Genomic DNA, 19,030 nt, shown 5'->3' on the forward strand with positions numbered 1-19,030 from the left:
ACGGTGTCGGATCCTTCGGGAGCCAAGCAGCGCGGGCTAGCGCTGCAACTGAGGCAATCGCGGCGGGCGTGGCTGTTCGTGACGCCGGTGATGGTCGCACTGGCCGTGGTCATCGGTTATCCGGTGTTCCAGGCGCTGTGGATGTCGTTCCGCAAGGACGCCGGCATCGACCCGGCCACCGGCATGTTCGTCGAGGGCGGCAGCGCGGGCTTCGACAACTACACCCATTGGCTACTGCAGCAATGCAATTCGCTGATGGGTACGGTGTCGTGCCCGACCGGCACGCTCGGGTCGCAGTTCTGGGCGGCGGTCGGGGTCACCCTGTTCTTCACGGTGGTGACCGTGACGATCGAGGCGACCCTCGGCCTCGGCATGGCCATGGTGATGGGCAAGACCTTCCGTGGCCGGGCGCTGTTGCGAGCCGCGGTGCTGATCCCATGGGCCATCCCCACCGCTGTCACCGCGCGGCTGTGGGAGTTCATGTTCCAGTACGACGGCGTGGTGAACCGGGTGCTCGGCACCGAGATCCTGTGGACCTCGGATGTGTGGGCCTCGCGGTTCGCGGTGATCGTGGCCGACGTGTGGAAGACCACCCCGTTCATGGCGCTGCTGATCCTGGCCGGGTTGCAGGTGATCCCGAACGACGTGTACGAGGCGGCCAAGGTCGACGGCGCGTCGGCCTGGCAGCGGTTCGTACACATCACCCTGCCGTTGCTCAAGCCCGCTCTGCTGGTCGCGGTGCTGTTCCGCACCATGGACGCGCTACGCATGTACGACCTGCCCGCGATCATGACCGGCGCGAACCCGGCCACCAGCACCCTGTCGATCCTGGTGGTCGACCAGGTGCGCCAAGGTCCCAACAGCGCGGCCGCCCTGTCGACGATCACCTTCGTGCTGGTGTTCGCGATCGCGTTCCTGCTGGTGAAGGTGTTGGGCGCCAACGCCGTTCGCACGCAGGAAGAGCAGCGGAAGGCGAACTGATGAGCATCTCGATGACCAAAGAGCCCACCGTCGAACGCAAACCCGTTGCGGAACAGTCGGTTTCGTGGCGGAAACGGCTCGGAACCGTTCGCCTGTACCTCGGTGTGGCGATCGTGCTCGTGTGGGGGCTCGGACCGTTCTACTGGATGGCCGTTGTCGCGTTCCGCGACCCGGCCCACACCTTCGACAGCACTCCGTGGCCGACCCACGTGACGCTGGAGAACTTCCGCAACGCCTTCGACACCAGCCGTGGCAACGACTTCGGCAAGGCGCTGCTCAACAGCGTGATCATCGGCTCGGTGACGACGGCGGTCGCGTTGGTGCTCGGCGTGCTCGCCGCGTACGCGCTCGCGCGGATGACCTTCGCGGGCAAGTACCTGGTTTCGGGGCTGATCCTGTCGGCGTCGATGTTCCCCGCCGTCGTGCTGGTGACGCCGCTGTTCCAGCTGTTCACCGACCTCGGCTGGATCGGCCAGTACCAGGCGATGATCATCCCGAACATCTCGTTCGTACTGCCGATGACGGTGTACATCCTGGCGTCGTTCTTCGCCGAACTGCCCTGGGAGCTCGAAGAAGCCGCGCGCATCGACGGTGCGAGCAAGCTGCAGGCGTTCCGGCTGGTCATGCTGCCGCTGGCGGCGCCCGCGGTGTTCACCACCGCGATCCTGGCGTTCATCGCCTCGGTCAACGAATATCTGCTCGCCCGGTTGCTCTCCGGTGAGCAGACCAAGCCGGTGACGGTCGCCATCGCGAGCTTCTCCGGCAACGACCCGCTCGTCCAGCCGTACGCGGCGATCATGGCGGCCGGTGTGATCGTCACCGTACCGCTGGTGATCATGGTGCTGATCTTCCAGCGCCGCATCATCTCCGGCCTCACCGCGGGCGGCGTGAAGAGCTGACGGGCGCGCTCCTCCCGGGTTGTGCCGGTGCAGGCGGGTAAAGTCGCCTGCACCGACGGGAGGAGATGGTCGTGGCCGGCAGGCGCGGGCGTTCCGACGAGGACGTGCCGTATACCTCGATCGCGGGCTTCCGGGATCCTCTGCGCGAGCAGCAGCCGCGCAAAGGGGCGGCCCGGCGAGCCCAGGCTGCCCGGCTGGCGGGCGACGACGACCCGGAACCCCGCCCGCCACGCACCAGGGCACAGCGGATCCGGCGGCTGGTCTTCGCGCTGTTCGTGATCTTCGTGTGTGTGCCCGCGCTGCTGTTCTTCGCGGTGTACTGGAGTTCGGAGATCCCCGAACCGGGCGAAGTGGCCGTCGAGCAACCGGCGACGGTGCTGGCCGCCGACGGAACCACGGTGCTGGCGAAAATCATTCCGCCGCAAGGCAACCGGATTCCGATTCCGCTGACCGAGGTGCCGATGCACGTGCGGGAGGCGGTGCTCGCGGCCGAGGACCGCACCTTCTACACCAACGCCGGATACTCCACGAGCGGGTTCCTGCGCGCGGCGCGGGACAACCTGGCCGGGCACGACAACGCCGGTGGCGGGTCGACGATCACCCAGCAGTACGTGAAGAACGCCTTCCTGAGCTCCGAACGCACCGTCACCCGCAAGATGCGCGAGCTCATCATCGCGGCGAAGATGTCGCGGCAGTGGAGCAAGGACGAGATCCTCGCCGCGTATCTGAACACCATCTACTACGGTCGCGGCGCCTACGGTATCGCGGCGGCGGCCAAGGCGTACTTCGGTAAGCCGGTGCCGGAACTGACACTGGCCGAAGGCGCCGTGCTGGCCGCGGTGATCCGCTCGCCCTCGGTGCTCGACCCGGAAACCCACTTCGACCAGTTGCGCGCCCGCTGGCAGTACGTGCTCGACGGGATGGTCGAGATGCGCGTGCTCGCCCCCGGTGACCGTGACGCGACGGTGTTCCCGCCGATCCTGGCCCTCGACGACGTGGCGACCGAGCCCGAGACATCGGGCCCCGAGGGCCACATCCGCACCATGGTGCTGCGGGAACTGCGCGCCGCCGGACTCACCGACGCCGACATCAATACCGGCGCCCTGCAGATCACCACGACCATCGATCCGGTCGCGCAGGCGGGCGCCGTCGACAGCGTGCGAGCCCGATCCTCTTGGCAGCCACCGGAATTGCGGGCGGCCGTGGTGTCGATCGACCCTCGAAGCGGTGCGGTGCGCGCCTACTACGGCGGCGAGGATGGCACCGGATTCGACTTCGCCCAGGCGCCGCTGCAAACCGGTTCGGCCTTCAAGGTTTTCGCGCTCGTCGCCGCCCAGATGCAGGGCATCCCGGTGACGCGGGCGATCGACAGTTCACCCATCACCGACCGTGGCACGACCATCACCAATGTGGACGGTGACTCGTGTGGGCGGTGTTCGCTGGCCGAGGCACTGAAACGCTCGCTCAACACCAGCTTCTACCGGCTCACCATGACGATGGCCGACGGTCCGCGCTCGGTGGCCCAGGCCGCCCATCTCGCTGGCATCCCCGAGCACATCCCGGGGGTGGAGGGCGAGACGCTCACCGAGAACGGCGAGCCGCCGCTCAACGGAATCGTGTTGGGGCAGTATCTCGTTCGGCCGATCGATATGGCATCGGCGTATGGCACCCTCGCCGCGTCGGGGGTGTACCGGCAGCCGTACTTCGTGCAGCGAGTGACCACCGGCAACGGCCGGGTGCTGCTCGATCGTGGTCCGCCGGAAACCCGCAGGGGCAAACAACTTCCGGAGCCGGAGCAGCGCATCAGCCCGGCCATCGCCGACGCGACCACGCGGGCGATGGAACCGATCGCCAACTACTCCAACGGGCACGGCCTGGCGGGGGGCAGGCCGTCGGCGAGCAAGACGGGGACGACCCAGCTGGGTGAGACCAAGGCCAACAAGGACGCCTGGATGGTCGGGTACACGCCGTCGCTGTCGACAGCGGTGTGGGTGGGCACCGAGCATCCGCAACCGTTGCGCGACGGACGCGGCAACCCGATCTGGGGTTCGGGGCTGCCCGCCGACATCTGGAAGCAGACGATGGACTCCGCGCTCGCCGGTTCGCCGGTGGAGGAGTTCCCGACTCCGCCGTTGGGCGGCAGCGGGTCACTGGTACCTGCCCCGCCGCCCTCGTCCGGTGGCGGCGGTGGCGGTGGCGGTGGCGGTGGCTTCGACATCCTCAACCCGCCGAGCGACACACCACGCAATCCGGCGCCGATCATCATCATCCCGCCCGCTCCGAGCCCGAGTACACCCGGCGAATGGTTCCCCGGACTGGGTGGTGAGGCGCCGCGATAGATCACGGATTGGACAGGCGTGACCACACATCTGCACGAACATGGCAACATCGTTGGCCAGTGCGCATCCGGAGTCGGGCGCCGGCGGAATCCCGGCGCGGAACCTGTCGTATCCATGCGGGAAGATGTGCGCTCGAGCGACGACGAGACTAGACATAGGGGCTACGCAGGTGGATTTCAATGTCGTTGACCGTCCCGAGATGCTGATCGCGGGCACAGTGCTGCGCAGTCCGGCGCTCGCTGTGGAGGGGCCGCGACGCGCCAAAGTGGTGGAAGCGTGGCAGCGGCTACGGGCACGACAGGACTTACCCGGACCGTTCGCGACGGGCTACGTCGACTTCGCTCCGGAGATCAACTCCTACCTCACCCATATCGTCGGCTACGAATGCAAAACCCTTGCCGACCTGCAGGTAGGCGATGTGCTCGCGCGGATTCCGGCGGGCCGCTACGCGCGGTTCGTGGCGCACGGTGACGAGATCGGCGACACCATCGTCGCCCTGTGGCGGCAGGTGTGGGACGCCGAGGCCGCGGGCGAGTTCGTGCGCGCCTATACCGGCGACTGCGAGCAGTACCCCGACGAACGCACCGTCGAGATCTTCGTTTCCTTGACCGACGACGCGCAGAGCGGGGAATAGCCGATGACCGCCGACTTCGAGATCGTCACCCTGGACAACAGCCTGATCGCCGGACTCACCGTGCCGCTGGCCGGTCGCGAGGTCACCGCCCGCGATCTCGACCTGGTGAACTTCACCTGGGACCGCTACCTGTCCCGCGAGAAGCCGGTCACCCGGGCCGCCGCCTACATCGGCCAGAACGACCATGCCGTAGCCGTCCTCGGCTACGAGGTCGCCGGCCTCGACGATGTGGACGAAGGCGACGTCCTGACCCGCATTCCCGCGGGCCGCTACGCCAAATTCGTCGTCTCCGACAAGCCCTACGACCTCCTGCGCACCGCGTGGGCCCAGGTGATCAAGGCCGAGAACGCCGGGACCATCACCCGCTCCCACACCGCGGAACTGGAGCGCTACACCGGCCCGACCAGCGTCGAGGTGTACGTCTCCCTCGACTGAGCAGACAAAAAAGCCGGGCGCACCGATGTGCGCCCGGCCTTTCTGTTCAGTGACTAGTCGGCACCGATGATGAATGCCTCGAGCTGCTTACGCGCGACATCGTCGGCGATCTGCTCCGGCGGGGACTTCATCAGGTAGGCCGAGGCCGGGATGACCGGCCCGCCGATGCCGCGGTCCTTGGCGATCTTGGCCGCGCGCACCGCGTCGATGATGATGCCCGCCGAGTTCGGCGAGTCCCACACCTCGAGCTTGTACTCCAGGTTCAGCGGCACATCGCCGAAGGCGCGACCCTCGAGGCGCACGTAGGCCCACTTGCGGTCGTCGAGCCACTCCACGTAGTCCGAGGGACCGATGTGGACGTTGCGGTCGTGCACCTTGCCCGCCAGCGATCCGCTCAGGTTCGAGGTGACGGCCTGGGTCTTGGAGACCTTCTTGGACTCCAGGCGCTCACGCTCGAGCATGTTCTTGAAGTCCATGTTGCCGCCGACATTGAGCTGGTAGGTGCGGTCCAGCGCCACGCCGCGGTCTTCGAACAGCTTGGCCATCACGCGGTGGGTGATGGTCGCGCCGACCTGGGACTTGATGTCGTCGCCGACGATCGGCACACCGGCGTCGGTGAACTTCTTGGCCCACACCGGGTCGGAGGCGATGAACACCGGCAGCGCGTTGACGAACGCGACACCCGCGTCGATGGCGCACTGGGCGTAGAACTTGTCGGCCTCTTCCGAACCCACCGGCAGGTAGGACACCAGCACGTCGACGTTCGCGTCCTTCAACGCCTTCACGACGTCGACCGCGGGGGCCTCGGACTGCTCGATGGTCTCGGCGTAGTACTTGCCGATGCCGTCGAGGGTCGGGCCACGCAGGACCGTCACGTCGGTGGGCGGCACGTCGGAGATCTTGATGGTGTTGTTCTCGCTGGCGAAGATGGCCTCGGCCAGGTCGAAGCCGACCTTCTTGGCGTCGACGTCGAACGCGGCGACGAACTTCACGTCCTTGACGTGGTAGGGACCGAACCGGACGTGCATCAGACCCGGAACGACCGCGTTCTCATCGGCGTCCTTGTAATACTGCACGCCCTGCACCAGCGACGATGCGCAGTTGCCGACACCGACGATCGCGACGCGTACTTCGCCGGATCCAACCTTGTTGACATCACTCATGGCCGCTCTTTCCCTCTTTCTGTGGTGCCGCCTTCGTCGATTGCTCCGCCGCAATCAACTCGTTGAGCCAGCGCACTTCGCGCTCGCTTGATTCCAATCCGAGCTGGTGGAGCTGGCGGGTGTAGCGATCCAGCGAGCCGCTGGCCTTCTTGATCGCTTCCCGCAGACCCTCTCGGCGCTCCTCGACCTGGCGTCGCCTGCCCTCCAGGATCCGCATCCTCGCCTCGGCGGGGGTGCGGCTGAAAAAGGCCAGATGAACACCGAAGCCGTCATCGGTGTAGTTCTGCGGACCGGTATCGGCGAGGAGTTCTTTGAACCGTTCCCGCCCGACCGGCGTGAGCCGGTAGACGCGGCGCGCACGGCGCGCGGTCGCGCCCTCCGGTATCTCCTCGGCGATCAACCCGTCGGCCTGCATCCGGCGCAGCGTCGGGTAGAGCGAACCGTAGGAGAAGGCCCGGAACGCCCCGAGCAGGCCCGTCAACCGCTTGCGCAGCTCGTAACCGTGCATGGGCGCGTCGAGGAGCAGGCCGAGAATCGCCAACTCGAGCATGCCGACCTCACTCCCTGACTATGACGGCCTGACAGGCCGAACGGACCTAACCGATGGATGCGACTTCCCACTATATCGGAGCGATACATCAGGGCGTAGTCGTATCCCTCACATGAGCAGGGGACCGACTGCCCGGTTCGGGCGAATCAGCAGGTCAGGCGTCTGCCGGGTGCACCGCGATGGGTTCACCGCTGAGCCGGATCTTCAGATATCCGCTCTGTTCCGCCTCGTTCTTGACGTAGATGCTGATCTCGGGTTCGGCATCTTTGCCGCCGGCCGGTGGGAACCGGACGAGTACGTGTGACACCCAGCCGCCGGGCACGCGGGTGGTCTGCGGAGCACCCGACATCATCCGCGCGTACTTCGCCAGGTCGACGGTGGCCAGGTCGAACGAGCGGGTGTCGGGCGGTCGCGAACCGGGCGAACCCCACCGGTCGAAATCGCCACGATATTGCAGCTCGTCCTGCTTGCCCGGCTTCCCGGAATCACGCTCGACCAGCGCGTACTCCGGGTAGAGCGTCAACTCGTCGGCGAGCGCGCTTCCGTATTCGGCGCGGTAGTCGGCGAGGAAATGGGCGAAGCCGTTGCCGGTCGTGAGATCGGGCAGCGGCGGCGCGAGGACGGTACTGCGCCCGAGCAGACCGGCACCCGCGCCGACCAGGCCGGCGAGGATCACCGCGCCCACCGGGAGCCACCAGCGGCGCGGGGCGCGAGGGATTCCGCGCGCTACCGGGGTGGCGGCCAGGCCGTCGGGGATCTGTAGGTCGTCGACGAGGCGGTCGAGGTCGCCGAAGGTCTCGGCGCGCATGGCGGTGGCGGTGCGTCTGCCGTGCTCAGCCTCGGTGAGCTGACCGTCGGCCAGGGCGGCGTCGAGCAGGGCGCACACGTCGGCGCGGTCGGCGTCGCGGGCCCGCAGGTTCTTCGCCGGGGAGGTGGTCTTCATGGCGTCATCTTTCGTACGGGTAGGTCTTCAGCACTTCGCCCGAGAGCGCGAGGACGAGATGCGCGGACTGGGAGACCTCGTTGCGCACGTAGACCGTGATCGAGGGCCTGCCGACCCAGCTGTCGTTGGCGATCCGGTAGTGGGAGACCACGCCGTCGGGGACGCCAAGGGTGGTCGCGGCGGTGTTCAGCACCGCGCCGAGAGCATCGGTATTCACCTGTGCCAGGTCGATGTCGACCGCCTGGCGGTCACGGGTGGTGACCTGCGAATTCGAGCGTTCGAACCCGCCACGATAGGTGTAGCTCACCGTCCAGTCGCCGTTGTCGGGTGCGCGGCGGACCGCCGAGGCGTGCTCGTCGTGTAGCACGGCCTCGTCGACGACGGCGTCGCCGAACTTGGTGCGGTAGTCGTCGCGGAACTGCACGAATCCGGCGATGGTGTTGAGGTTCGGGGTGGGGATCACCAGGGGTGGGGCCGCGTCGTAGTTGATCGATGCGGCGGCTTCCGCCGCGGCCGGTTCGTCGGCCCGGATCGTCCAGGCGAAGCCGCCGACCGCCGCGAGCACGACGGCCGCGATCGTCGCGATGCGGAAGGTGTTGCGCGCCTTGGGCTTCACCGGCGCCGCCGGGCGCTGCTGCAACTCGGCGACGAGGGTGGCCAGCTCACCGAGCGTGCGCGCTTCGGCGGCCAGCTCGGTCATCGCCGTGTGCTCCTCGGCGTCGAGCTGACCGTCGGCGCGGGCCGTGTCGAGGGCGGCGATCGTGCGTGCCCGGTCGGCGTCGCGCGCCTTGGTCTTGGTCGGGTACTCGCCGGAATGCCTGCGACCGAAGCGCTTCCGTTCGGTGGTCGGGCCGAATACCGCGGGCGACTGCAGATCGGCGGTCAGACCACGCAATTCACCGAGCGTGCGTGCCGAACCGGCCCGTTCCACCCGGTCGTGGTACTCCTGGGCACCGAGCTGGCCCTCGGCATAGGCCGCGTCAAGCACGGTCGACACCTCGGCGCGATCGATATCACGCGCCCTCGTCCGGGAATCGGCGGCGGAATGCGCCTGCGGGGGATCTGCCATCTACTTGCCACGCCTCACCTGCGAAAAGACCCGGAAAGTACCCGGTATCGGGAGTCTAAGGCCGCAGGGGGCAACAAGCGGTGGCACCGGCGGTGAAAATCAATCCCGGCTACTCTGGTGATCGTGCGAATTCAGCGGCAGGTGGTGGACTATGCGCTCCGGCGCAGGTCGCTGCTCGCCGATGTCTACGCGGGGCGGGTCGGCGTCGCCGAGGTGTGCGATGCCAATCCCTACCTGCTGCGGGCCGCGAAGTTCCACGGTCGCGGCAGCGAGGTGACCTGCCCGATCTGCCGAAAAGAGCAGCTGACGTTGGTGTCGTGGGTGTTCGGCGACGGGCTCGGCCAGGCGGCCGGGTCGGCGCGCACACCCGACGAGTTGACGCGGATGGCAGAGTCGAACGAGGAATTCTCGGTGCATGTCGTCGAGGTGTGCCGCTCGTGCAGCTGGAACCACCTGGTGCAGTCGTACGTGCTCGGGTCGGCGCCCGCGCCCGCCCGCCGCCGGGCGAGCCCCAGAGCGGGACGTCGCTCTGCCGCCGAATGACGGCGGCCGCATGATGCGCCGCAGTTCGGGGTGCAAGATATCCGCGCCGGTTCGCCGGCGCGGATGTTGTGTGCCGGTTGAACCTTACGAGTTATGGAGATCTGGTCAGTGAGTTCGCCCTACGAGCCCTCCCCCTACGGTGACGATCCGCGCGGCGGCCGCCCGTCGCGGGGCGCACAACCAGGTCCGCAGTCCGGTGATCGTCCCGTGGGGCCGCCGCGTCGGCCGACGCCGCCTGCCGGTCCGCCGCGTCCGCAGGGTGGTCCCGGTGGGCGTCCACCCGCGCCGGATGGGCGTCCGCCCGCCCCGGGTGGGCGTGGGCCTGTGCCGGGCGCGCGTGGTCCGCAGCCGCAGAACCGTCAGCCTGCGCCGCCGCCGGGTGGGGTGCCGCCGCGTCGGCCGGGTCAGCCCGGTCAGCCGGGTCAGCGTCCCGGTGCGCCGCAAGGCAGGCCCGCGCCGGGTCGTCCGGCCGCACCCGCCGCCGGGGCTGCCGGCGCCACTCAGAAACTTCCCCGTCCCGGTGTCGACGAGTCGACGGTGCGGGCGAATCATCCGCCGCGGACCGTGCGCGAGGAGGCAGGTCGTCCGCGGACCGGTGGCACTCCAGTCGCCGCGCGACCCGGCGCGGGTCGCCGCCCGGGCGGACCGACCACCGGTGAACGCCGCGCCACCGGTGCGGGCGGCACACCGCCGCCGGTCGGGCCACGCAATCGCCGCGATGGTGGCGGGGGCGACGACGGCTCGGGTAGGGATGGTTCGGTGACCAAGAAATCGCCGTGGCGTGCCGTGCGCCGGACAATGTATGTCCTGATGGCCTTGGCCATCGTCGTGCCGAGTGCCGTTTTCCTCGTCGCCTACACCACCGTTTCGGTGCCCAAGCCGGAAGACCTCGAGACCAATCAGGTCGCCATGATCTACGCCTCCGACGGGACGAGCGTGATCAGCAAGGTGGTGCCGCCGCAGGGCAACCGCACCGAGGTCTCCATCGACCAGATCCCGCCGCATGTGCGCAATGCCGTGATCGCCGCCGAGGACCGCGACTTCTACACCAACCCGGGCTTCTCTGTGTCGGGCTTCGCCCGCGCCGCCCGCGACAACATCCTCGGCAAGGAGAGCGCCGGTGGTGGTTCGACCATCACCCAGCAGTACGTGAAGAACGCGCTGGTCGGTGACGAGCGCTCGATGACCCGAAAGATGCACGAGCTGGTGATCTCGGCCAAGATGGCCCGCCAGTGGAGCAAGGAGGAAATCCTTGCCGCCTACCTGAACACCATCTACTTCGGTCGTGGCGCGTACGGCATCGACGCCGCCGCCAAGGCCTACTTCGGCAAGCCGGTGCAGGAGCTGTCGGTGTCCGAGGGCGCCGTCCTCGCCGCGACCATTCAGCTGCCCTCGCTGCTCGACCCGGAGAAGAACCCCACCGGCGCGAAGTCGCGCTGGAACTACGTGCTCGACGGCATGGTCTCGGGCGGCAACCTCGCCGCGGCCGAACGTCAGTCGATGCAGTACCCGGCCGTGGTGCCCGCCGCGTCGCTCGGCGAGAACAGTCTGGACTCCGGGCCCGAAGGGCACGTGAAGAACCGGGTGCTCGAGGAGCTGTCGGCCGCGGGGATCAGTGAGCAGCAGCTCAACACCGAGGGTCTGCAGATCACCACGACCATCGACCCGAAGGCGCAGGAGGCCGCGGTGAACGCCGCGCGCAACAAGCTCGACGGGGAACCCGAGAACCTGCGCACCGCGGTGGTGTCCATCGACCCGCGCACCGGTGCTGTCCGCGCCTACTACGGCGGTGAGGACGGCCAGGGCTACGACTTCGCCAACGCGGGGCTGCCGACCGGTTCGTCGTTCAAGGTGATCGGTCTTGCCGCCAACCTCGAGCAGGGCATTCCACTGTCGCAGATGTACGACAGCTCGCCGCTCAAGGTCAACGGCATCGAGATCAACAATGTCGAGGGCCAGTCGTGCGGTATGTGCACGATCGCCGAGTCGCTGAAGCGTTCGCTGAACACCAGCTTCTACCGGATGCAGCTCGACATGCAGAACGGTCCGCAGAAGATCGCCGACATGGGTCACAAGCTCGGTATCGCCAAGGAACTGCCGGGCGTCGGCCCCACACTTACCGAGCCCAACGGTGCTGGCCCCAACAACGGCATCATCCTCGGCCAGTACCAGTCGCGTCCGCTCGACATGGCCTCGGCCTACGCCACGCTGGCCGCCTCCGGCATGTACCACGCACCGCATTTCGTGCAGCGCGTCGTCACCGCCGACGGACAGGTGCTGCTCGATCGCGGTGAACCGGCCGGTGAGCAGCGGGTGAGCGCGGCCGTCGCCGACAACGTCACCGCGGCGATGAAGCCGATCGCGGCCTACTCCAACAACCACAACCTGGCCGGTGGCCGGGAATCGGCCGCGAAGACCGGTACCCACCAGCTCGGCGACACCGGCAACAACCGCGACGCCTGGATGGTCGGCTACACGCCGTCGCTGTCGACCGCGGTGTGGGTCGGTACCGAACAGGGTGACCCGCTGAAGAACTACGGCGGCTCGCACATCTACGGTTCCGGCCTGCCGTCCGACATCTGGAAGGCCACGATGGACGGCGCCCTGGCGGGCACCCCCACCGAGACGTTCCCCAAGCCTGCCGCGATCAAGGGCCAGGCCGGTGTGCCGGAATGGTCGGCGCCCTACACGGCGCCGGAGACCACCGCGCCCACCATCGCGCCGCCGGTGATCGTGCCGTCGCAGGTGGAGATCCTGCCCGGCATCCGCATCCCCGTGCCCGGTGTGCAGCAGCCCGCCGTGCAGCAGCCGCAGCAGGCGGAGCCGACCACCGGCCCGCTGCCCGGTCAGCCGACCGCGACTCCCGGTGAGTCCCCCGGCAACGGCAACGGTGGTGGCAGGCCGGGTGGCGGCGGCGGCAACGACGACGAGGAGAGCGGCGGCGCGGGAGCCACACCGACGCGCTCCCGATAGCCACCGGTAGCCTCGGATGTCGTGACCGATCAGCAACTCGCGGACCAGCCGGCGCCGAATGACACCTGGCCCGGCCGCGAGCCGCAGTACGTGTCGCCCGCACCACTGGCACCGGACCTGCGTTCGATCGACGCGCGAGACCGCCCGAGCCGCAACGATTCCCTCACCTCGCAACTGTCGACGGTGATCGGCGGCCCGGTCGGCGAGCACGCGCTGATCGGGCGGGTCCGGTTCTGGACGCCGCTGCGGGTGCTGTTCGCCTTCACCGTCGTCTTCCTCGCGCTGGGCTGGGCGACGAAGGCCGGCTGCATCCAGCAGACCGACGACGGCGCGGGCGGGCTGATGCTCGACTGGAACAACGGCCGCCAGTACGTGGCCATGTGCTACTCCGACACGGTGCCGCTCTACGGCGCCGAGCGGCTCAACGAGGGCGCGTTCCCGTACAAGAAGTACTGGCTCGAGTCGACCCCCGACGGTGGCACCGAGGTCAGATACATGGAGTACCCGGTGCTTTCGGGGCTCTACCAGTACGCGGCCATGCAGGTCGGCAATGTGTGGGATCACCTGCCGCTGCCCGGTGCGCTGTCGGTTGTCGTGTACTTCAATGTGGTCGCGCTCGGGTTGGCCGTCGGGTGGTTGATCACGGTGTGGGCGTCGTCGCGACTAGCCGGGCGACGGGTCTGGGATGCCGCGTTGATCGCGGTGTCGCCGTTGGTGATCGTGCACATCTTCACCAATTTCGACGCCCTGGCAACGGCTTTCGCGGCCACCGGACTGCTGGCGTGGGCGCGGCGGCGGCCGGTGCTCGCGGGGGTGCTGCTCGGTCTGGGTGGTGCCGCGAAGTTGTATCCGCTGCTGCTGCTCGGACCGATCATTGTGCTGTGTCTGCGCACCGATCCGATGCGGCGTCTGCCCGCCGCCGAGGCCGGCCTGCGATTACGCGATATCGACAGTCTCGCCGCGGCCCGCGCCTGGCTGCGCGCAACACCGACGCGGACACAGGTTTTCGCGCAGCGTCCGCTCGGCTCGGCCACGCTCGCCGTGGCGGCGGCACTCGGCACGTGGGGTGCGGTGAACCTGCCGATCGCGGTGTTGTTCCCGAACGGGTGGCGAGAGTTCTTCCGCCTCAACACCACCCGTCACGCCGACCCCGACTCGATCTACAACGTGATCTCCTCGTTCACCGGCTGGGAGGGCTTCGACGGTCCGCTGTCGCACGGTGAACCCCCGACAATCCTGAACACGGTCTCGCTGCTGCTGTTCGTGCTGGCCTGCGCGGGCATCGCCTATCTGGCACTCACCGCCAACCGCCGTCCCCGCCTCGCCCAGCTGTGCTTCCTGGTGGTCGCCGCGTTCCTGCTCACCAACAAGGTGTGGAGCCCGCAGTACTCCCTGTGGCTGGTCCCCCTCGCCGTCCTGGCGCTGCCCCACCGCCGAATCCTATTGGCCTGGATGACAATCGATGCCCTCGTCTGGGTACCGCGCATGTTCTACTACCTCGGCGAAGACAACAAGGGCCTGCCCGAACAGTGGTTCACCAGCACGGTTGTACTGCGTGACCTGGCCGTCGTCGGCCTGTGCGCCATGATCATCTACCAAATCCTGCGCCCCGAAGCCGACCTGGTCCGCCGCGACTACGTAGACGACCCCGCGGGAGGAATCCTCGACCGCGCCCCGGACCCCCTCCTCCCCTGGCTTCCCCACTTCCTCCAGCCACGGCGGAGCTGGACCGACGCCGCGCATCCGGACGCTGTCCGAGTAGACGCGGGACCACCCCGCATCCTCTGAGCCGTCCTACATCCGCAAGTAGCGGGCCTGGAGTTCGGGTTCGAGGGGGAGCATGTCGAGGTCGAGTTCCCAGGCGTTGCCGGTCCAGGGGTCGAAGAGGGGGGTGCCGGGGAGGGTGGGGAGGTGGCGGCAGGATTGGGAGAGGAGGGTGGCGGGGGCGTCGGCCGCGTCGGGGGTTGCGGTGCCGACGATGAGGAGGGAGAGGCCGATGAGGTCGCCGCGGACCATGAGCTGGCCGAGGCGGACTACATCGGTGGCTTGGTAGCCGTGGGGGAAGTCGGCCGCTACCAGGATGCGATGTTCTTTCGGGGGCGCGACTTCGCCTGCGTGGTAGGCGATTTCGGCCAGTTCGGCGGCATTGGCCAGTTCGGCCAGGCGCGGGGAGATGTCGAGGTGGTCGGTGATCACCGGGCCCGCGAGTAGTGGGGACAGGGGTGTGGCGAGGCTGCGGAGGCCACCGGTGAGGTCGATCAGGTCGATGCGGGTCGGCCGGTCGGGGATGGCGGCGACGAGGCGGGCCAGCAAGGCGCCGACCACGCGGGAGGCGGCGGCGCTGGACTCCGTGTCGACCCACAGCGGCCGGTTCAGTGGCACCGGAACGCAATACGGGACACGGAGGTCGCCTCGGTCGGGTGCGTAGAGTTCGCCGAGGCGGATGCCGTCGCTGGCGGCGGCGCGGGTGGTCCAGGCGGGCGCGAGCCAGGAGGCCAGGGCCGCGGGCATCACGGAATCGGCCTCGGCGATCTCGCGGGCGAGCATGTCGCTGTCGCGACGGTGGTCGGTATCGGCGCGGCCGATCAGCTCGTCGTGGCGGCGTTGCGCGGCCTGACGGGCGGCCTCGGCGGCGGGGGTGTTGCGGGTGGCGGGATTCGACACCGCTTCCGACAGTTCCTGATCCAAGCGTTTGGCGGCGTAGTCGCGCGCCGAGATGAGTGCTGCGGCGGAGCGTGCGGCGTCCTCGAAGATCATCCACATGCGCTGTAGGCCGTGGTCGACTTCGAGGGGGATGCCGGGGGCAGGCGTCGGTTGGGCGAGCGATTCGGTCGAGGCAGCAGCATGGCCCGAAGCCGGTCCCGCCGACGCGCCTGCTCCATGAACCGGTGCCACCGGCACCGTCCCGTCCGGAACGTGACCGCCGTGCGCAGCACCGCCAGGCACACCGCCCTGCGCACTACCGGGCATGCCGCCCTGCGCGCCGCCGCCGGGCACACCGCCCTGCGCACTACCGTCGGGCACGCCGCCATGCGCAGCACCGCCAGGCACACCGCCGAAGGCAGCACCGCCAGGTACGCCACCTTGGGCACTACCGCTGAATGAATCGCCCTGCGCGCCCGACCCGAAACCACCGGACGCCGACGGCACGCCATTTACCGCGTTGTGCCCGAAAGCGGCAGCACCCGAAGCACTTTGGCCGGGAACGCCATGTGTGCTCAACAACTGAGCCACACCACCGGCATAACCCTGGCCGAGCGCACGCAACTTCCAGCCCGGACCCCGCCGATACACTTCGAGACAGATCAGCGAACTCTCACCTGACGTCGGCGAGATGACGAATTCCGCTGCGGGAACACCGTTCTCGGCGAACGAGGCAGTCACCGGCCCGAGCACGTGCCCGGCGGCAACGAACAACAGCACCGCGTGCGCATCCGAACGCACCTGGGACAGGGCTAGTTCCACCGACGAACCACCGAACCGCACACCGGGAGCCGAGGGACGCGACGCGCACACATGATCGTGTTCGTCGCGCACCCGCAGGTTCTCGCCGACCACGAGCGCGCCGAGTTCGACGGTGCCCGTGGTCTGCGCGGTGAAGCGCACGGAGTCGGCGGTCAGTGCGGTGTTCTGCCCTGCCTTCAGGTGAATCACGGTGTCTGCCTTGCTGTGTGGTGCGGAAGGTCAGTCGCGGCCGAGGAAACGGCCGAGCTGTGGGACGGCCTCGCCGGGATGCTTGGCCTGGAAACCCTCGCCGAGCGCCTGCATCTTCCAGTCACCACCGGAGCGGTACACCTTCGCCATCGCCATCGCGGTGAACGGCATGCCGCCGGCGAGGGTGTAGCGGGCGAGTTCGCCGTTGGTCGTGCCGTCGATCAGGCGGCAGAAGGCGTTCTGCACCTGCTCGAAGGTGTGCCCCTTGTAGGAGGTGACGATGAACAGCAGCGTGGAGATGTGGGCTGGGATGCGGGTGAGGTCGACGAGGATCATCTCGTCGTCGCCTTCGCCCTCACCGGTGAGGTTGTCACCCTGGTGGCGCACCGATCCGTCCTTGGACGAGAGCTGACCGTAGTAGGCCACGTCGACCAGGTTCTGGTCGGCGAACAGGCACACCGAGGCGTCGAGGTCGATGTCTACGGTGCGGTTGCCGAACATGCCTCGGGTGCGCACCGGGTCCCAGCCGAGACCCATCTTCACGAAGGTGAGCGCGGCGCCTTCCTTGCGCAGGGTGACCCGCTGCCCCTTCTGCAGGCTGACCGGCCGGTCCTTGCTCAGGCTGACCTCCCCGGTCGGCTGCGGCGGCGCGGCCGGCGAGGCGGCGGGCGGGTATCCCCCACCGGGCGGCGGCGGGTAACCACCCTGCTGCGGCGGCGGATAGCCACCGCCCGCGGGGGGCTGCTGCGGCGGCGCGGGCGGCGGGTAACCCCCACCGGGCGGCGCGTAGGCGGGCGCGGGCTGCTGGTAGCTCGGCGCGGGCGGCGGCGGTGCGGCCTGCTGGGGTGCGGCGGCGGGCTGAGCGGGCGAATCATCCACCTGCACACCGTGATCGGTGACCAGCGCGGCGAACCCACCGGCGTACCCCTGACCGACGGCGCGCACCTTCCAGCCACCTTGACGGCGGTACAGCTCCAACGCGATCACGATCGACTCGGCGTTGAGGCCCTCGATGAGATACGAGTACAGCTGATTGCCCGCGGCGTCGGAGACGATCGCGGTCGGCGGGGCGAAACGACCGAAATTGCTCGTCGCGTCGTCGAGGGTGATGACCGCGCGGATCTGGTCGATCTCGGCGGGCACGGCGGACAGCGACACCGCGAGCGAGGCGGGCTGCCCGGCCGGACCGGGTCGCAGGTCCACACCCGGACCGCTCGGCTGGTTGTAGAACACGAAATCGGCGTCGGTGCGGACCTTGCCCTGCTCGGTGACGAGCAGCGCGGACAGATCGGCCGGTGCCGTGAGCTGGAGTGAGATCACCACGTCACTGACGGCCAATGGACCGTTCTGGCCTTTGGCGAGTGTTGCAGACAAGTTCGACCCTTCGCTTGTCGGTGCGGTCTTGTTGTCACTGTACGAGAAACCGGGCCCGGGCGTTCAGCCTCCCGATCGGTTAGGGTGACGTCGCTGTCGGAACGGGGCGTCGCACCCGCCTTACAAAGGGGCCAGGAATGGCGCAGTTGTTCGAACAATCGAAGAAAGTGATCGAGGCACATCTCGCGGGGACCAGTATCCGCGCGATCGCGGGCTCGATGGTTGCCTACGAGGGCAATGTGCAGTTCAAATCGGCGGGTTTCGGCGGCGGCGAGGGCGTGCTCAACGGTCTCAAGCGCCGCGCCACCGGCGAGAAGCTGTCGTTGATGGAGTGCACCGGCAACGGCCGGGTGTTCTTCGCGGTCAACGGCCAGAACGTCACCGTGGTGAACCTGAACAACGACACGTTGCAGGTCGAGTCGCAGCAGTTGCTGGCCTTCGCGGGCAATCTGCGCACCGACGTGCGGTTCGCCGGCGTCGGCGGGATGTCTTCGGGCAGTGGCCTTTTCACCACAACGGTGAGCGGTCAGGGCCAGGTGGCGCTGCTGTCGGCCGGTGGGCCGCTGATCCACCTCGAGGTGTCGCCGCAGTACCCGCTGATCGTCGACCCCGATGCGTTCGTCGCGGCGCGCGGCAATCTCAACCAGTCGTTCGTCACCGACGTCTCCTGGCGCACGATGGTCGGCCAGGACGCGGGCGAGGCGTTCTCGCTGCGGTGGGACGGCCAGGGCGTTGTGCTGATCCAGCCCGCGGAACGGTAAGGGAAGCGACGATGTTCGAGAAGGTCAACAGCAAGGTCGTCAAGGTCGACGTCGCCCAGGCGGGCGGGGTGGTCGGGCGCACCGGCGCGATGCTGTTCTACACCGGTCAGGTGCAGTTCTCCCCGCACCAGATTCCCGGCGCGGGTGGCGGCATGGGCGGCGGTGGTGGGCTGATGCGCATGGCGGGGGCCATGATCGCGGGCGAACACGAACGAACGATGCTGGCTCGTGGAAACGGTTCCGTCCATTACGGATTCGCCGGGCTCGAGGTGCACGTGGTGCAGATGCAGCCCGGTGCGGTGTTGCGGGTGGAGGCCTCGCGGCTGCTGGCGAACACCGCCGGGTTGCAGGCCTCGGTGGTGTCGGTGGCCAGTTCCGGTGGTGGTGGCGGTGGCGGCCTGATGGGTGCGCTGCGCGGGGCCGCCGCGGGTGTGGCGACCGGGCAGGGCATGTTCACCACGCAACTGAGCGGTCAAGGTTCGGCCGCGCTGCTGGCGCACGGCGGCTTCCTGGAATTGCAAGTGGGCGGGCCGAATCCGGTGGTCGTCGACCCGCAGGCATTCGTCGCTGCGTACGGCAACGTGCAGACCGAATTGAAGGCGGCGATGAGCTGGCGCGACGCGGTGGGTCGCGGATCGGGCGAGGCGATGCAATTGCATTGCCACGGTCAGGGTGTCGTGTATGTGCAGGCCTCCGAAGAGAAGTTGTGAGT

The 19,030-nt window shown here is 68.3% G+C and carries 16 protein-coding genes; 10 read left to right on the forward strand and 6 right to left on the reverse strand.

What is annotated here, in order from left to right:
- The first annotated feature begins 3 nt into the window (after nucleotides 1-3).
- The 5 genes from LDL21_RS21935 to LDL21_RS21955 all read left to right on the forward strand — a co-directional run bounded on the left by LDL21_RS21935 (nucleotide 4) and on the right by LDL21_RS21955 (nucleotide 5,288).
- Entirely contained in the window at nucleotides 4-981 is a 978-nt protein-coding gene (locus tag LDL21_RS21935; RefSeq protein ID WP_181699764.1) for a carbohydrate ABC transporter permease, read from the forward strand.
- Nucleotides 981-1,880, forward strand: coding sequence for a carbohydrate ABC transporter permease (locus tag LDL21_RS21940; protein ID WP_370465847.1), 900 nt, complete (start codon nucleotides 981-983; stop codon nucleotides 1,878-1,880). The genes LDL21_RS21935 and LDL21_RS21940 overlap by 1 nt, the downstream gene beginning before the upstream one ends.
- A 65-nt stretch (nucleotides 1,881-1,945) precedes the next feature.
- The gene (locus tag LDL21_RS21945) at nucleotides 1,946-4,219 is read left to right on the forward strand and encodes a transglycosylase domain-containing protein (RefSeq protein WP_225281577.1); all 2,274 of its coding nucleotides are present in this window, start codon (nucleotides 1,946-1,948) and stop codon (nucleotides 4,217-4,219) included.
- 169 nt (nucleotides 4,220-4,388) lie between these two features.
- Nucleotides 4,389-4,853 (forward strand): GyrI-like domain-containing protein, encoded by a 465-nt coding sequence (locus LDL21_RS21950; protein WP_181699760.1) that lies wholly within the window; start codon nucleotides 4,389-4,391, stop codon nucleotides 4,851-4,853.
- 3 nt (nucleotides 4,854-4,856) lie between these two features.
- The gene (locus tag LDL21_RS21955) at nucleotides 4,857-5,288 is read left to right on the forward strand and encodes a GyrI-like domain-containing protein (protein ID WP_067643408.1); all 432 of its coding nucleotides are present in this window, start codon (nucleotides 4,857-4,859) and stop codon (nucleotides 5,286-5,288) included.
- A 53-nt stretch (nucleotides 5,289-5,341) separates the two neighbouring features.
- Here the strand turns inward: LDL21_RS21955 and LDL21_RS21960 are convergent, their stop codons facing one another.
- From LDL21_RS21960 to LDL21_RS21975, 4 genes are all read right to left on the reverse strand, one after another.
- Nucleotides 5,342-6,451 (reverse strand): inositol-3-phosphate synthase, encoded by a 1,110-nt coding sequence (locus LDL21_RS21960; RefSeq protein WP_181699757.1) that lies wholly within the window; start codon nucleotides 6,449-6,451, stop codon nucleotides 5,342-5,344.
- Nucleotides 6,444-7,001 (reverse strand): PadR family transcriptional regulator, encoded by a 558-nt coding sequence (locus LDL21_RS21965; protein ID WP_067497596.1) that lies wholly within the window; start codon nucleotides 6,999-7,001, stop codon nucleotides 6,444-6,446. Before LDL21_RS21965 ends, LDL21_RS21960 begins: the two co-directional genes overlap by 8 nt.
- A 154-nt stretch (nucleotides 7,002-7,155) precedes the next feature.
- Nucleotides 7,156-7,944 (reverse strand): DUF1707 SHOCT-like domain-containing protein, encoded by a 789-nt coding sequence (locus LDL21_RS21970; protein ID WP_181699754.1) that lies wholly within the window; start codon nucleotides 7,942-7,944, stop codon nucleotides 7,156-7,158.
- 4 nt (nucleotides 7,945-7,948) lie between these two features.
- Nucleotides 7,949-9,013 carry a DUF1707 SHOCT-like domain-containing protein gene (locus LDL21_RS21975; protein WP_225281578.1) on the reverse strand — a complete coding sequence of 355 codons (1,065 nt, stop codon included), beginning with the start codon at nucleotides 9,011-9,013 and terminating at the stop codon, nucleotides 7,949-7,951.
- Between the two features lie 123 nt (nucleotides 9,014-9,136).
- Between LDL21_RS21975 and LDL21_RS21980 the strand changes: the two genes are divergently transcribed.
- The 3 genes from LDL21_RS21980 to LDL21_RS21990 all read left to right on the forward strand — a co-directional run bounded on the left by LDL21_RS21980 (nucleotide 9,137) and on the right by LDL21_RS21990 (nucleotide 14,317).
- A complete protein-coding gene (locus LDL21_RS21980; protein WP_181699749.1) occupies nucleotides 9,137-9,556 on the forward strand; it encodes a DUF5318 domain-containing protein in 420 nt (139 codons plus the stop codon).
- Between the two features lie 798 nt (nucleotides 9,557-10,354).
- Nucleotides 10,355-12,529 carry a transglycosylase domain-containing protein gene (locus LDL21_RS21985; RefSeq protein ID WP_220139617.1) on the forward strand — a complete coding sequence of 725 codons (2,175 nt, stop codon included), beginning with the start codon at nucleotides 10,355-10,357 and terminating at the stop codon, nucleotides 12,527-12,529.
- Nucleotides 12,530-12,619: 90 nt separating this feature from the next.
- On the forward strand, nucleotides 12,620-14,317 hold the full coding sequence (locus LDL21_RS21990) for a glycosyltransferase family 87 protein (RefSeq protein ID WP_225281722.1): 1,698 nt from the start codon (nucleotides 12,620-12,622) through the stop codon (nucleotides 14,315-14,317).
- A 6-nt stretch (nucleotides 14,318-14,323) separates the two neighbouring features.
- On the opposite strand, the gene LDL21_RS21995 is transcribed toward LDL21_RS21990, so the two are convergent.
- Nucleotides 14,324-16,183, reverse strand: coding sequence for a TerD family protein (locus tag LDL21_RS21995; RefSeq protein ID WP_225281580.1), 1,860 nt, complete (start codon nucleotides 16,181-16,183; stop codon nucleotides 14,324-14,326).
- Nucleotides 16,184-16,213: 30 nt separating this feature from the next.
- Nucleotides 16,214-17,557, reverse strand: a complete 1,344-nt coding sequence (locus LDL21_RS22000) for a TerD family protein (RefSeq protein ID WP_225281581.1) — start codon at nucleotides 17,555-17,557, stop codon at nucleotides 16,214-16,216.
- 137 nt (nucleotides 17,558-17,694) lie between these two features.
- Between LDL21_RS22000 and LDL21_RS22005 the strand changes: the two genes are divergently transcribed.
- Nucleotides 17,695-18,318 (forward strand): AIM24 family protein, encoded by a 624-nt coding sequence (locus LDL21_RS22005; RefSeq protein WP_067497217.1) that lies wholly within the window; start codon nucleotides 17,695-17,697, stop codon nucleotides 18,316-18,318.
- Between the two features lie 11 nt (nucleotides 18,319-18,329).
- Nucleotides 18,330-19,028, forward strand: coding sequence for an AIM24 family protein (locus LDL21_RS22010; RefSeq protein ID WP_225281582.1), 699 nt, complete (start codon nucleotides 18,330-18,332; stop codon nucleotides 19,026-19,028).
- Nucleotides 19,029-19,030 lie beyond the last annotated feature (2 nt).

Source organism: Nocardia rosealba (genome assembly GCF_020216065.1).
Taxonomy (GTDB): Bacteria; Actinomycetota; Actinomycetes; order Mycobacteriales; family Mycobacteriaceae; genus Nocardia; species Nocardia rosealba.

Coding starts and splice junctions, on each gene's coding strand:
- LDL21_RS21970 (WP_181699754.1), bottom strand. CDS start 7,944: ATGAAGACCACCTCCCCGGCGAAGAACCTGCGGGCCCGCGACGCCGAC.
- LDL21_RS21965 (WP_067497596.1), bottom strand. CDS start 7,001: ATGCTCGAGTTGGCGATTCTCGGCCTGCTCCTCGACGCGCCCATGCAC.
- LDL21_RS21975 (WP_225281578.1), bottom strand. CDS start 9,013: ATGGCAGATCCCCCGCAGGCGCATTCCGCCGCCGATTCCCGGACGAGG.
- LDL21_RS21985 (WP_220139617.1), top strand. CDS start 10,355: ATGTATGTCCTGATGGCCTTGGCCATCGTCGTGCCGAGTGCCGTTTTC.
- LDL21_RS21955 (WP_067643408.1), top strand. CDS start 4,857: ATGACCGCCGACTTCGAGATCGTCACCCTGGACAACAGCCTGATCGCC.
- LDL21_RS21960 (WP_181699757.1), bottom strand. CDS start 6,451: ATGAGTGATGTCAACAAGGTTGGATCCGGCGAAGTACGCGTCGCGATC.
- LDL21_RS22005 (WP_067497217.1), top strand. CDS start 17,695: ATGGCGCAGTTGTTCGAACAATCGAAGAAAGTGATCGAGGCACATCTC.
- LDL21_RS21940 (WP_370465847.1), top strand. CDS start 981: ATGAGCATCTCGATGACCAAAGAGCCCACCGTCGAACGCAAACCCGTT.
- LDL21_RS22010 (WP_225281582.1), top strand. CDS start 18,330: ATGTTCGAGAAGGTCAACAGCAAGGTCGTCAAGGTCGACGTCGCCCAG.
- LDL21_RS21945 (WP_225281577.1), top strand. CDS start 1,946: ATGGTCGTGGCCGGCAGGCGCGGGCGTTCCGACGAGGACGTGCCGTAT.